Raw genomic sequence first — 14204 nt, forward strand, 5'->3', positions numbered from 1 at the left:
ACAACCTTGACCGGACGTCCCGACTCATGGATATCCCGGATAATATCAATGCCGCTGAAGGATTCCTACTTTACTGTAACATGCCAGTCCCGGTGCAGGGATGAAGCTTTTTAAGGTGGAATAGCAGTTTTTATAGAATTCTGTACTCCCCGGCAAAATAGAAAAGACGGCTCCAATTCAACTAATGAATTGAAGCCGTCTTATTTGGGGACAATCCTCTAAATCTAACCCAGATTGATCTCACGGATCTTGCCGAGCGGAACCTTTGGCTTGCGGTCCTCCGTCAGAAGGCCGTTCACTTCCTGCTGCACATCGCTTACCTGGGTGTAGCAGTAGCCGCTGATGTACGGCGTAGCTTTAATTGCCGCAGTAATCGCCTGGAAGCGCTCGAGGAAATCCTGCTCGGTCTTTACCTGATTTCCATAGCCCCAGCCGCTGTCCGTCTGAAAGGCAATGCCGCCGAACTCACTGATGATGACCGGCTGTCCTTTGTAGGCATACCCTTCGGCCCAGGCAAATTTGTAGTTATTGAAGGAGATCCCATTATTAACGATAGAATTTTGGTCGGCATAAGTGGCCAGAAATTGTTCTCCGGCTTCTACATAATCATGCAGGGTTAAAATATCCGAAACGGTATGCTCCCAGCCGTCGTTCGTCACGACAGGACGGTAAGGATCAATCGCTTTGGTCAGATGATAGATGCCCTCCGTGAATTTCTGCTGTCTGACATCCTTGGCAATGGCGGATATTCCCCACGATTCATTGAAAGGAACCCAGGTAATGATGCACGGATGATTATACTGCTGCGGCACAATTTCCAGCCACTCTCTGGTGAAGCGTTCTACAGCAAGATCATTGAATTCATAGGTGGCAGCCATTTCCGACCACACCAGCATCCCCTTCACATCGCACCAGTACAGAAACCGGGCATCCTCAATTTTCATGTGCTTGCGCAGGCCGTTGTAGCCCATTTCCGCAATCCAATCGATGTCGTCGATCAGTGCCTGCTCATCCGGCGGTGTCAAATGGCTGCCGGTCCAGTAGCCCTGATCCAGAATCAGACGCTGGTATAACGGTCTGTTATTAAGCAGAATCTGGCCGTTGTCAATGGAGATTTTACGAATGCCGAAATAAGAATACACATGGTCTACGCTTTCCTCACCGCGAAGCAGCGTGAATTCAACGTCAAACAGATTGGGTGCCTCCGGCGACCACAGGCATTGCAGCCAAGGCCCGGCAGCTTCATGCAGCACATCCACCTCAAGGCTCACCAGATCACGGTCAATACCCAGACTGAACCGCTTCACCTGCCGCCCTTTCAGGGAAATCAGCGTATCGATTGTAAGCTCCAGCCCATCTGTAAGGCCTGCGATGCGGAAATCGAAACGGATCATATGCCGGTCCACATCCGGCGTCATTTTCACGGAATCGATCCGTGTTTCGCTTACGCATTCCAGCCAGACGGATTTCCATATCCCGGTCGTCTGCACATAGAAGCATTCAAAGCTGTCGGAGATCCAGCGCTGCTTGCCCCGGGGCTGGGTGCGGTCCATGCTGTCCTCCGCTTTGAGCACAATCCGGTTGGCGGCACCGAACGTCACAAATGGGGTAATGTCAAAAGAAAAGGCGGCATAACCTCCTTCATGCAGGCCGACATAGGAGCCGTTCACCCAGCATTTTGCCCGGTAATCCACACCCTGGAAATGCAGAATCGCCCGTTTCCCGGCGTTCTCCGCCGGAAGCTCCAGTGTCCGCTCATACCAGACATTGGGATGAAATTCCTGAATGCCGATCCCGCTGGCGGCCGTTTCATAAGTGAAGGGAACCGTAATCTTCCGGGCCTCCGGGAACGCGGCATACCATGCCTCCGCCTCTCCGCGATTGCCATCATCAAAGCTGAAATTCCATTCTCCGTCTAAATCGAGCCATTCCTTGCGCACAAACTGTGGTCTGGGGTAATTGGGAATATAAGATTTTGTCGTCATGAAACTTACACCTGTCCTCTCCATATTCTCTGGTTAAAATCTGTTTGTATCAAAATGGTTAGCCTTTAATCCCTGACATACTGATTCCTTTGACAATCTGGCGTTCAAAAATAACGAAAAGCACAATGATCGGGATCGAAGCAATCGCGTTGACGACCATCGGCTTGACGTAATCCTCGGAGTACTGGCTGATCAGGGTCGGAATGCCCATCGGCAGGGTGAACAGGTTATCGTCGGTGATGGACAGGAACGGCCAGAGAAAGTTATTCCAGGAACCAATGAATGTCAGGATAGCCATAGAGGCCAGCGCCGGGCGGCAAAGCGGCAGCATGATGCGCATGAAGATCCGCCAGCTTCCTCCCCCGTCGATCTGGACACTCTCCAGCAGGTCGTTCGGAATGCCGTCAAAAAAGCTTTTCAGCACAATGACCGCAACGGGGGAAGCCAGCGCCGGAATAATTAACCCCTGGTAGGAATTCAGCAGATTCATATCCTTCGCCACCTGGTACAGCGGAATAATCGTCGCTTCACCGGGAATCAGCAGCCCGGCCAGCACCACAAAAAACATCAGTGTGCGGTAACGGAACGGAATTTTGGATAAGGCAAACCCGGCCAATGCTGCAGCAGCTACGGTCAGCACTGTCACAAAAACAGCGACAAGCAGGCTGTTCCCGATCCAGTTCGTCAGCTTGGTGCCGCTAAGGATTTCCTGATACACCGTTAATGAATAGGGCGGAGTGAACCAGTCCACCACAGTGATGATCTTCATGCCCTCTTCTTTGACCGATACGAACAGCATCCACACCAGCGGCCCCGCGAACAGCACGGCCATAAATAATGAAACCAAACGGTAGAACCATTTCATTACATATCCGCTCCTTTGCGGTTATTCATCCAATATTGCAGCGCCGACAATACCAGCAGAATCACGAACAGCAGATAGGACATGGTCGCCGCATAGCCCAGATCATTGCTCTTGAAGCCGGTCTGATAGATCAGCTGGATAATCGGCCGGGTCGAATCGAGCGGTCCGCCGCCGGTCACAATATAAATCTGCATAAACACCTTGAACGAAGCGATAATCTGCAGCATAGTAATCGTCTTCGTAATCGGAGCCAGATAGGGAAGTGTAATCCGCCAGAACATCTGCCGGTCCCCCGCTCCGTCAAGGCGGGCTGCCTCGTAAATTTCGTCCGGAATTTCCTGAATCGCTGATAAGTGCAGAATAAAGTTGAAGCCTACTGTCCACCAGAGGGTAATCAGCGTAATGACTATCCAGGCAAGACGGGTCTCGGTCAGCCAAAATATTTCCGTATCCCCGGGAAGCAGATGAATTAAATGGAGTACAGAATTCACCAGGCCGGTATACGGCTGGAATACGAACAATCCCAAATAGGAGGCTACCGCGACGGACAGCACACTGGGGATGAAGAAAATACTGCGGTAAAACTTTTGCAGCACGGACTTCCGGTTGGCGATCAGCGCCAGTGAAATAGACAGCACAAGCATAGTCGGTGTTGTCAGCACGACGAAGATAAGCGAATGTCCAAGCGCTTCCCAGACCTCCCGGTCCTGCAGCACCTTGCTGTAATTGTCCCAGCCCAGAAATTCCATTTTGCGGATTAGGGTCCACTTGTAAAAAGTCATTTCCACGCCTTTGAACATCGGCCAGATGGTGAACAGGCCATATACAATCAGAAAGGGAAGCAGGAACAGCAGCGCCTGCGCATCCGCCCTCCAGTTTTTCATTTTCATTCAGGTCACCTCTCCCCAAAACGGCGTACAGGCCTAGGAATCACCGCCTTCAGACCTGTGCATGGCCGCCTGCATGGCTATTTATCCAGCTCTTTCTGCACGCCTGCCTCCATTTTGTCCATCGCTTCAGCCGGCTTCATCTTGTTGGCCCATACTTCATTGAGGATTTTGAAAGAGACATTATCACGGATCTGCCAGGTTTTGGTCGACGGTTTGTTGAATTTCACGGTACTGGCAACAGCGGCATAATCGCTGCGGTAAGGCATGTCTTTGTATTCCTGCTTCTCCAGAACCGAGGGTTTGGAGGGAATATGGCCCGCTTTTGCCCAAATCTGCCCGTTTTCGGCTACATAGTCGGCAAAGATCAATGCAGCTTTTCGTTTGGCAGGGTCTTCGGACTTGGTCAGCGGCAAAATAATCGTGTGGGAATCGCCCCAGGTCGCTTCCTGGCCGAACAGCTTGGGAATCGGCATCGCTCCGAACTCCAGCCCCTTCGTCGTTTCCCAGGTTCCGGTTGCCCACACGCCGGTCATCATGGTCGCCGCAGTACCGCTCTGGAAGTTTTTGTAGAAGTCAGGATCGTTTTTCTTGATATAGCCTTCAGTGAACAGCTTCTGAATATATTCAGCCGCCTGGATGCCTTTCGCCTTGTCGATTTCGGCTTTTTTCAGATCATCGGATACCAGATCATTGCCGCCAAGCTGCGAATACAGCGCCCACCACAAGCGGTAAGGGTCGTCATTGGAATTAGAAAGGGCAAACGGGGTGGTTTTGGCCGGAAGCTTCTCTTTCAGCGTCTTCAAGAAGGCCAGGAAACCATCAGCAGACTGCTCAAGCACCGGTTTGCCGTCATCGCCCAGCAGCCCCGCTTCCTTCAGCAGTTTTTTGTTGTAGTACATAATGAAAGGATGGGTATCAATCGGCACGGCATAATGTTTGCCGTCCACAACCGTTGCATCCAGCAGGTTCTGATTAAATGTCGCCCAGTCAACGCCTGCTTCTCCGGCCACTGTGTCCAGACCGGTTACAACCCCCTGGTTGATCAGATCCGGCAGCCGGGAGGTGTGGGAAATGCCGATGTCAGGCCCGTTGCCGTTGCCCACGGCGGTAATCAGCTTGGTATAGTATTCCGCCCAGACGAGCTTTGTGTTCTTCACCTTAATATCAGGGTGGCTTTTGTTGAATTCATCGACCAGCTTCTGCATGTTGTCCCCGTCACCGCCGTCGAACAAGGTCCAGAATGACAGGTTGACGGCTTCACCGCTGCCTTCAGTTTTTGTATTCCCCCCAGTGCTGTTATCCGCAGATGGAGCGGGGCTGCTGCCAGTGTTGCCGTTCGCAGCGCCTCCTGCATTGTTATTGCTGCCGCAAGCACCGAGTACCAGTGAAGATGAGAGCATGAAAGCCAAGGCCAGAAAACCGGTGTTTCTTTTCTTCATTCCTGTCTCCCCTTTATTGTAATCTGGATACAAAACGATTTATTTGTTTTATTACATTTATTTTGTATCTAATGACGATTATAAGGAGACTAAATCATTATGTCAACGCTTTCATTTGGATTTTTAGTAATAATGGGCATGAAAAAACCATTAGTTACAGATTAACTGTACTAATGGTTCTGATCTTCTTCGTCACGGGTAAAGCTCAGCTTCATCATAATCTCCTGGGCATGGTCGCCGAAGCTCCTGCCGAATAAATTGACGCCGCCTTGATGAATAGACTCCGGATTCACACCAATGCGCAGCCGGATCTTCGGGCTTTGGGTCAGATTAAGCTGGCTCAGGCTTACATCCGATACTTTTTCCATATCGAGCGTGGTCTTGTCCCTGTCGACCCTCCATGTCTTGAGCAGCCCGTATTGTGTGGAAGAATCCCACCACCAGGCCGGATTCAGCTTGCCCCGCCTGCCCCCGAAGTCACCCGGGCTTGTCCACATGCCAATCTCGACCCCGTTGATCCATACCGAAATGTCCGACGGCCAGTTGTTGTCGTAGTTAGGCGCTTCTGAGCAAATTTCCATCGACACTTCCAGCGACTCGACTCTGACGCCCTTCGGCACTTCAACCGGGAGTAAATATTCGAGATAGCCTTTACGGAACCAGATAATCTGCGCTCCCACATGCTTGGGATGGTAGAAGCTCGCCGGTTCATCCTCGCGGATCAGCATGGCTTCCGCATCAGCCATGCCGCAGGTCGGCGAAACATCGCAATCGCTGTAATGGCCGATCGGCACCTCAATTTCATAGACACGCACAGCCCCTTTGGGTACAGACTTCTCCTCGTTCAGGGCAATATGTATATCATCGTAATTGCGGCTGCACACCTTCATCGCCCCGCGGGAAGCGGGCAGCAGCTCCGTATTGATCAGCCGGGCCGCTTCCAGCACCTTCACATTGTTGGCTACCGTCGATACAGGCAGCTTCAGCGCCTCGGCGATTTCAATTACGTTCAAATTCCGCGAATTCAGCAAATGGAGAATATCGACCCGGGAGCGGGTCGACAGCGCATGTGCAACGGCCACCAGCTTCTCCGGATCGTCAAAACCTAGTTCAAGCACAGGCTACACTCCTTCGAACCCTAAGTAATACCATAATAGTACGTGCTTGGAGTCACAAAATCAACCAATGTTCTCCAGAAAATAAACCGGTCTTGCGCCGCAGCCTCTGGGCCTTACTCCTATGCTCATGGTACAATACAACCAGAAATATACATAATGAGGTGAACCTGATGATCTATTTCATAAAATTTGTGTACAGCTTCGTGCTGCCTCCCGGACTTTTCGTCATCCTGCTGCTGGGGCTGTCGGTCTGGCTGTGGCGGCGCAGCCGCCGCCCGGCTCTGGCTCTGCTTGGCGTTACTCTCCTGCTTTATCTCTCCATGACTCCCTGGATCAGCAAGCTGCTGATGGGCGGGCTGGAGTACCAGTATGATAAGCCTGAGCTGCTGCAGGGCGATGTAATCGTCGTACTGGGGGGAGGAGCCACTTCCGGAACCCCGGACATTGACGGGGAAGGCAATTTATACGGCTCGGCGGCCAACCGGCTGCTGACCGCAGTGCGGCTGTACCGCCAGACCGGACTGCCGGTCCTGTTCTCCGGCGGCCAGGTCTTTCCCGACAGCGGCAACGAAGCGGATATCGCCAAGCGGCAGCTGATCGGCCTTGGTGTTCCCGGGAGCAATATTCTGGCCGAGAACCGGTCGCTGAATACCGAGCAGAATGCCGTTAATACCGCAGCGATGATGAACAGTAAGGGGCTTCGCCACCCCATTCTGGTTACCTCGGCCTTTCACATGCCCCGGGCCATGGCCTTGTTCAAGGATAACGGACTGGCACCGCTTGCCTATCCTGCGGATTACACCGCCAGCCGGGGAAGCGAACTGTATCCGGCTATGTTCACTCCTTCTCCCGGTGCAATGAATAATACCGGAACGGCACTTAAGGAATACCTCGGCCTGCTTGCCGCCCGTTTCTGATGTCCCTGAGAAAACAAGATATTATACTAACTCCAATATAGAAGCAGCGGCAGCCATGGACAGGAAAGTAATGTCTTGACTGCCGCTGTTTTATTGAACCCAAGCAGGGAATGACTGCCCCAACTGCTTGAATTCACGCAGGAACTCTTGTCAGAAATATAAAAAATTATAAATATTTACATATAAGTATATATGCAGTATACTTCAAATGGCCTTGAAAGGTATTTTATTCCATTTAAAGGAGTAGATGCATTCTATGCAATCATCTTCAAGAATGAAGTTGACGCTTGTTGGAAGTTTTGTTTCAGTTTTTCTTTTTTCTTTTGTTTCCCAGGCGTATGCGACCAATCTAACAGGTTACCCTGCAGCAGCACAGGCTAAAAGTAATTGGTGCTGGGCTGCGGCTGGCGTTTCCATTCTTCAGTATTACGGAATCTCCGTAAGCCAATGTTCTTTTTATGATCATGTGAAGGGAACCTCCGGATGTGCAACAAATGAGAGTGAAACTTATGGAACTGTTCAAGCAGGCATTCATAGCTATGGAGTCTCCAGCTGGAATCATAGCGGAGCGCTATCGTATAGTGACGTCAAAAGCCAGATTGATAACCTTGGCAGCCCGGTATACGTAAGCTGGAAATGGAATACTCCTACCGGTGGCGGGCATGCAGTAGTTATCTATGGGTATGACACATATGGCGGAAATGATTGGATTCAGCATATGGACCCGGGCGGGGGCATAAAAACCTCCATGGTATACACTAACTTTAAAGGCGGGTCAAGCTACGATAGAACCTGGAGATGGGGACTTCATGGCTTCAGCAAATATATTTAAGGAGGGCTTCCCATTAAAAAAACACTGCTGTTAACTGTATCATCATTCTTGTTGTTTCTGACTTTGTTCACGCCTGCATCGGCTCGGGCCGTAGCTGAAGATGTTGTTTCGTTTGCGAATACAGAAGGATTAGCCTTGATTAAAGAAGGGCTGTCCAAGGACCCTGAAGGATACGGTTACGCCAATAAAGCGGAAATTAGTGAAATTACCGTAGGCGAAGGAATGCAGATTCATTTTATTGATGGCGCTAAGCTTAAAGCGGCTTCCGATAGTCTGCTTGACACGGTCACGCCCCAAGAGAACTGGGAGTTTCTAGTTTTATTAAACGGGCTGCCCAAATCAAAAATGGTCATTCAAAAGGATGAAAACGGGGCCTATCAAGTTACTGAATTTGGAGGGAATCCTAATACGCTGGCTTATGCGATCCACGCTCTACAAGTTGTGGGTGAAGTGACTGAGCCTACACTGATCCGTGAGCGGGACGAATATATAGCCGCCTTCAAAGAAGGCAATCAGGAATTCATCATTGCCCCGCAACCGGCCTCATCCGCAGATTCAAAAGGGTTAACCAGTAATCCGGACCCTCAACCACCGGAACATTTGATTGATGTACTGCAGGCGATGCAGAGTGACACTTCCGATGACGGGAAGGATGGGGCGGGAACCATTGCCTCCGCGTATTATGCGGAGGATAATAATCAACTAACAAAGCCTATCATCATTAGCGCCATCATTGCCCTGGCAGCGGTATTTTTGATCTGGACCTACCTCAGAAGACGGAAGCAGCCTGAGCATATGTAAAATGAAATAGGCCGCCTTCCTTCATTGGAATGCGGCCTATTTCTATAGATTACTGTGTGGAGCTTTCTTCCCGCCATCATTTTCCGCATGGGGTTCTCCTATTTAACCAGCGCGCAGAACCCGGCATTTACAACCCCGGCAAGCTGCTCCGGTGCCAGCTCCATCTGCATGCCGATCTTACCGCCGCTGACAGCCATTGTTCCGAGTGCCTCGGCACTGCTGTCAATAAAGGTAGGATAAAGCTTTTTCATTCCTATAGGGGAACAGCCGCCGCGCACATAGCCGGTCCATTTCAGCAGGTCCTTCACCGGAAGCATCTCGATCTTCTTCTCTCCCGCCGCCTTGGCGGCTTTTTTCAGATCCAGCTCTTCGGCCACCGGGATAACATACACATACAGGTTCGCTCCGCTATGCGCAACAAGCGTCTTAAAGACAGTTTCCGGCGGCAGTCCCACTTTCACCGCTACCGCTGTTCCATGAATCTGGCCGTCCTCATTGTCATACAAATGAACCTCGTAAGCGATCTTTCGGGTATCGAGAATACGCATCGCATTGGTTTTGGTGATTGGCATCCTTCATCGACCTTTCAGGCAGTTCTATCTGCTTGCTCTACTAATCTCTCGGGTAATCCATGGCCATAATGTCCATGAAAGGAACCTTAATGAGCTCCTCGCCCCAGCTCACATGCACTTTGCCGGTACGGCTGTCCATGCCGACGATCGTTCCCCGCACCTGCTCCTCTTTGCCCCAGACCGTCAATACAATTTCGGAAGCCTCCTGCATGGCTTCTGTCAATTGATTGCCGATTTCCTCCAGCACAAATTCATCTCTTGTCGGCCGTTTGGCCACTTTCGCTTTTGCCACGCTAATCCTCCATTAAGTTAAGTCTGTTTCCATGTGTTACCACGAATAAATGGATAACTTCTTTTCTCGATTTTGGATTTCATCGAGTTATTGTCAGCAATTACACTAAACTACTATCATATAGGTTATATCTTTGGCACCTCCCCGTCAACCACAGCACCCCCAGCTTCCGTACAGGCTCAAATGCACAATTGATACCCCCGTTTATTGAAATGTAATTATCCACAAAATCTTTTACCAGCCCATACGCTTACACAGAGTAGTAATATGTGCAAGATGATGTTTACCGTGCCAAGCATAGATTCCTATATTTTTACCTACTGCAACTTTACCTGATTCTGGATGGATAAATGTTTTTTCCATATCAGCAGGTGTTAGGCCACGCAAAAGGTTAGTCCAGCGTTTGTGCAAGGCTTCGAGGAGTAAAAGTGAAGTATCCATTGGCAATTTATAATCTGACAGTTCTGCCCATTTCGTTTCGTCATATGGTTTAATGATAGGATTTTCTTCTGTAAGAGCCAATTTAAAGCGGATGTAGGCATTCATATGACTATCTGCAAGATGATGTATTACTTGCCGAACAGTCCAGCCTCCAGAACGGTAAGCTGTTTCAAGCTGTTCATTATCTAAGTCTTTTACAGCATCTCGTAATAATCTTGGTAACTCTTCAATCTCATTGATCCAAACACTAGTAACACTGCTAGTAATTTCACCGTCATATTGAAAAGTGCCAATTGGGTATTTCATATCCATCTACTTAGTCCCCCTAAAAATCCTTATTTTTTATGGCTAACTAAATGAGTCGCTAAAATATATAATTCTCAACAATTCCTCTAATCCCTTCACACCTTAAATGTTATTTTAGCCAGCAGCGCCAAAGAACCCGCAGGAGGCTATCGGGGTGCCTGCGGGTTCTTTTAACATTTCAGAAATTACCTAACATATAAGTTCAGCTAATCCAGCTGCCGCTAACCGTATAATGATCCAATGAGACCGGACTGCCGTTCAGCAGAGCTTTTGTTGCAGTAAGGTTATCTGTGCTTAATTGCAAGCGGTCTCCCTTGATGGAATGATATTGAACGGCCAGGGCGGCTCCTGCTTCAAAAGATGGGGCTTGTGCTGCCCGTTCTGCCGCAAACGCCGCCAGATCACCGGTCCCCCGCTCCGCAGCTTCTTTCACGCTGATGGCCTCCACAACCACTCCGCTCCGCATCCCTTGGGCAGACACTTCGAGGTATCCCTCCCGCTCTTTGAGCTGATAGTTATGGGACAGATATACGGCAAAATAGACCTCCCCTGCCTTGCCGAACAGCGCTGCGGGTTCCTTCAGCCACCGGCCATTGGGCAGCACACCCACTATCGTGTCCGCTTCACCCTCCGGTATGGGGAACAAGGCCAGGACAATGCCCTGGTGATACAGCACCTCCATATAACGGCTCTGATGGCGGGGATCGCCTTCCTGATAGCCTTGACCGGGATGAAAGAAATACAGCCGGTTCACGGCATATTCGGGAGACACCGGCAGCGAAAAGGCCCAGCGCAGCTGCTCGTTGTCGAACTCCTCTACACGCTCCCATAGTCCTCCTGCTGCGAAGCTCTCCGTAATATACGCATACGAATGAATCAGCGGCTGCGGGTCCGGATCGTCGGGATCGACTTTTTGCGTAACCTTAGTGACCTCCACCGGGGTCTGCCGGTTCAGCGCTGCCGCCCGCACCTGACCCGGCGCTTCATAGAACAGGAACCCGGCATACTCGGTGCGGGGCATGGCCTGCGGCAGCTTGAAATCGCCAAATTGCACATAGTCGTGCAGCACGTTCCCATCCGCCGGAACATCATGCGGCCAGCCCCGGGAATGTGCGCCTGCCCAGGCTCCCTTAAGATAAAACTGCCCCCGCTCCTTCCACAGATGATCCAGCATTTCAGCTAGTGAACTCTTCAGCCCGCTGTCTTCCTCCAAATCCCACGCGCAGGTAAATGCCTGCACCCAGTGCCAAAACCACGGCAGACTGCCGTATTCCGGCATTCCCTTCTCCCGGATATACGCCAGTGTATTTTCCAGGCTCTTCCGCCCGTCTGCCAGCAGCTCCTCATCTTCGAACAGCTTGCCGAAGATCAGCTTCGCCGCTGTATATTTGGCCTCATGATGGCCAAAATGAACCACCGGCTTGCGGTAGAAGCCGCTCCGGTAAATATGCCCGATGGCTGTATGAAAAGCAATCCGCAATCCGGCATTCAGCCAGCTTCCGTAATGCTTGGAGAACCAGACCATCAGGCTGCCCATGATCTCCACCGGCAGCTCATGCGGCACGGCCTCGCGCGGCAGCGGATTCAAGCCCAGCGGCCAATGCCCGTATAAACGGGTGCCTGGCTGCCGGTTCTGCAGCAGCACCGTTTCCAGCAGCACAGCCTCCGCTTTGCGCTTCGCCGCCTCCCGGTCAAAAGGCAGTTCAAAGCCGGGATCCACCGCAGCAGCAAACAGATAAGAAGCATAATAAAAGTTGTTGCGCACGTCATCATGGAACCACAGCCCGCTGTCCAGCAGCGGGAGGCTTTCTGCCTCAATTGCGGCTTTATAGATGATTTCGTGCTGGCGGGCCTGGTATGCGCCAGCCCCAGCTTGTAATTCTCCCACTTCCGTTCCCCTCCACCTTTATCCTCATTTTAGTTCTATTGTGCACGCTTTCAGTTCATATGGCAATATCAAAAGCTGACAAATACACTAAAATAAACGTACTAAAAAAGATTATCTCTTGCTAAATGAACCTATATGGATTAAATTGTACCTATACGAACGAAAATATGTTTGCGAAGGAGATTGAATATTCAATGGAAAGACGTTTCGCATCCCATCCCAACGAAGTGAAGCAATTTGACACCGCGCGTCTGCGCAAGGAGTTCCACATTCCAGTCATTTTTGCTCCGGATGAACTGAAGCTTGTCCTGACCCATGAAGACCGCATGATCGTGGGCGGCGCCAATCCGGTACAAGAGGATGTCGTGCTTACCACTGACCTGAAAGAGCTTGGAGTCACTTACTTCCTGGAACGCCGTGAACTGGGTGTGATCAATGTCGGAGGCAAAGGTTCGGTTGTTGTAGACGGAACAGAATATGAAATAGATTTCAAAGAATGCCTGTATGTAGGGCAAGGCGCCAGAGATGTTATTTTCAAAAGCGCTGACAGTGCCAAACCTGCGAAGTTCTATCTGAACTCGGCTCCTGCACATCAATCCTACCCTACTACCAAAACAACGCTGGCTGAATCCGAATCCGGCGCAATGGGCGGCCTGGAGAACTCCAACGAACGTACCATTCACCGCTTCATTCATGCGGGTGGCGTGCAAAGCGCTCAGCTCGTTATGGGGATGACCCAGCTGAAACCGGGCAGTATGTGGAATACAATGCCTTCCCATACTCATCCGCGCCGGATGGAAGCCTATTTCTATTTCGATCTTCCTGACGATTCCATTGTGTTCCATCTGATGGGCGAGCCTACCGAGACCCGTCACATTGTAATGCACAATGAACAGGCAGTCATTTCCCCAAGCTGGTCCATCCACAGCGGTGTGGGTACGCACAACTACACCTTTATCTGGAGTATGGCCGGCGACAACAAACGTTATGATGATATGGACCCCGTAGGCATGAAAGAATTACAATAGAACAAAAACAACTACGGAAAGATGAGGCAGGCGGATGAACCCGATACGGCGGCACGAGATGATTATGGAAGTTTTGCTCAACCAGAAGGATGTTACGGTGAACGAGCTGAGCGACAAGCTCCAGGTGACAGGAAAAACCATCCGTGAGGACTTAAGCAAACTGGAGGAACAGGGACTGATTATGCGTGTCCACGGCGGAGCCGTGCTGGCCCAGAGCGACCAATTCGGCATTCTGCCCTCCAAGAACCCTTTGGATAAATATTCCGATGAAAAAGCGGAGATTGCGCAGCTGGCGCTGGCCCATATTGCAGAGGATGACATTATTGCTCTGGACGGCGGCAGCACCACGCTTGAAATTGCCCGGCGGCTGGAGAATATGCCGCTCACGGTAATCACCAATGATGTATACATCATCAGCGAGCTGGTTCAGAAAGACCGCATTCGTCTTGTTGTCCCCGGAGGTTACCGTGTCCGCAATATGCTGGCAGGTCCTGAAGCTGTCGCCTATGTCCAAAAGCTTAATATAGAAAAAGCCTTTCTGTCGGCTACAGCCGTTCATATTGAACACGGGCTGTCGATTTACACCGGTGATTTCATTGATTTCAAGCAAGCCTTAGTCTCCACTGCCCGCACAGTGTTCGCTGTATGCGATCATCACAAATTCGGGCATACCGCGCTGCGCACGTTCGCTTCCTTACAGGAAGTCGACATGCTGCTTACTGACAGCGGCCTTGCCCAAGAAGCTGTAGAACAGTTCCGGAACGCAGGCGTCAATATCGAATGCGGGTAGATTCAATATCCGTCTAAGCATCGCAAGATGCTCATCCATG

14 protein-coding genes are annotated in these 14204 nt (G+C 50.7%); 5 read left to right on the forward strand and 9 right to left on the reverse strand.

Annotated elements, in window-relative coordinates:
• Positions 1 to 224: 224 nt before the first annotated feature.
• The 5 genes from PGRAT_RS17200 to PGRAT_RS17220 form a co-directional block, all read right to left on the reverse strand.
• Positions 225 to 1985 carry a glycoside hydrolase family 2 protein gene (locus PGRAT_RS17200; RefSeq protein ID WP_025704722.1) on the reverse strand — a complete coding sequence of 587 codons (1761 nt, stop codon included), beginning with the start codon at positions 1983 to 1985 and terminating at the stop codon, positions 225 to 227.
• A 58-nt stretch (positions 1986 to 2043) separates the two neighbouring features.
• On the reverse strand, positions 2044 to 2850 hold the full coding sequence (locus PGRAT_RS17205; protein WP_025704721.1) for a carbohydrate ABC transporter permease: 807 nt from the start codon (positions 2848 to 2850) through the stop codon (positions 2044 to 2046).
• Complete coding sequence (locus PGRAT_RS17210; protein WP_025704720.1) at positions 2850 to 3740, reverse strand: carbohydrate ABC transporter permease; 891 nt, start codon at positions 3738 to 3740, stop codon at positions 2850 to 2852. Before PGRAT_RS17210 ends, PGRAT_RS17205 begins: the two co-directional genes overlap by 1 nt.
• Positions 3741 to 3817: 77 nt before the next feature.
• On the reverse strand, positions 3818 to 5179 hold the full coding sequence (locus PGRAT_RS17215; protein WP_025704719.1) for an ABC transporter substrate-binding protein: 1362 nt from the start codon (positions 5177 to 5179) through the stop codon (positions 3818 to 3820).
• A gap of 170 nt (positions 5180 to 5349) precedes the next feature.
• Complete coding sequence (locus tag PGRAT_RS17220; protein ID WP_025704718.1) at positions 5350 to 6297, reverse strand: ArsR/SmtB family transcription factor; 948 nt, start codon at positions 6295 to 6297, stop codon at positions 5350 to 5352.
• A gap of 170 nt (positions 6298 to 6467) precedes the next feature.
• On the opposite strand from PGRAT_RS17220, the gene PGRAT_RS17225 reads away from it, so the two are divergent.
• The 3 genes from PGRAT_RS17225 to PGRAT_RS17235 all read left to right on the forward strand — a co-directional run bounded on the left by PGRAT_RS17225 (position 6468) and on the right by PGRAT_RS17235 (position 8847).
• Positions 6468 to 7214, forward strand: a complete 747-nt coding sequence (locus tag PGRAT_RS17225; RefSeq protein WP_042266937.1) for a YdcF family protein — start codon at positions 6468 to 6470, stop codon at positions 7212 to 7214.
• Positions 7215 to 7470: 256 nt separating this feature from the next.
• A complete protein-coding gene (locus PGRAT_RS31705; protein ID WP_162165062.1) occupies positions 7471 to 8046 on the forward strand; it encodes a C39 family peptidase in 576 nt (191 codons plus the stop codon).
• A 135-nt stretch (positions 8047 to 8181) separates the two neighbouring features.
• Positions 8182 to 8847, forward strand: a complete 666-nt coding sequence (locus PGRAT_RS17235; protein WP_025704715.1) for a hypothetical protein — start codon at positions 8182 to 8184, stop codon at positions 8845 to 8847.
• A 98-nt stretch (positions 8848 to 8945) separates the two neighbouring features.
• On the opposite strand, the gene ybaK is transcribed toward PGRAT_RS17235, so the two are convergent.
• The 4 genes from ybaK to PGRAT_RS17255 all read right to left on the reverse strand — a co-directional run bounded on the left by ybaK (position 8946) and on the right by PGRAT_RS17255 (position 12346).
• Complete coding sequence (gene ybaK, locus PGRAT_RS17240; protein WP_025704714.1) at positions 8946 to 9419, reverse strand: Cys-tRNA(Pro) deacylase; 474 nt, start codon at positions 9417 to 9419, stop codon at positions 8946 to 8948.
• Between the two features lie 40 nt (positions 9420 to 9459).
• A complete protein-coding gene (locus tag PGRAT_RS17245; protein ID WP_025704713.1) occupies positions 9460 to 9711 on the reverse strand; it encodes a YolD-like family protein in 252 nt (83 codons plus the stop codon).
• Between the two features lie 234 nt (positions 9712 to 9945).
• Positions 9946 to 10464: a YfiT family bacillithiol transferase gene (locus PGRAT_RS17250; protein ID WP_025704712.1), complete on the reverse strand. Its 519-nt coding sequence runs from the start codon at positions 10462 to 10464 to the stop codon at positions 9946 to 9948.
• Between the two features lie 196 nt (positions 10465 to 10660).
• Positions 10661 to 12346, reverse strand: a complete 1686-nt coding sequence (locus PGRAT_RS17255) for a hypothetical protein (RefSeq protein ID WP_025704711.1) — start codon at positions 12344 to 12346, stop codon at positions 10661 to 10663.
• Between the two features lie 194 nt (positions 12347 to 12540).
• Here PGRAT_RS17255 and kduI point away from each other — a divergent pair, with 194 nt between their 5' ends.
• Both kduI and PGRAT_RS17265 read left to right on the forward strand, forming a co-directional pair.
• A complete protein-coding gene (gene kduI / locus PGRAT_RS17260) occupies positions 12541 to 13374 on the forward strand; it encodes a 5-dehydro-4-deoxy-D-glucuronate isomerase (RefSeq protein WP_025704710.1) in 834 nt (277 codons plus the stop codon).
• A gap of 34 nt (positions 13375 to 13408) precedes the next feature.
• The gene (locus tag PGRAT_RS17265; protein ID WP_025704709.1) at positions 13409 to 14164 is read left to right on the forward strand and encodes a DeoR/GlpR family DNA-binding transcription regulator; all 756 of its coding nucleotides are present in this window, start codon (positions 13409 to 13411) and stop codon (positions 14162 to 14164) included.
• The last annotated feature ends 40 nt before the right edge of the window (positions 14165 to 14204 follow it).

The sequence above is a fragment of the Paenibacillus graminis genome, assembly GCF_000758705.1.
Classification (GTDB): Bacteria; Bacillota; Bacilli; order Paenibacillales; family Paenibacillaceae; genus Paenibacillus_AQ; species Paenibacillus_AQ graminis.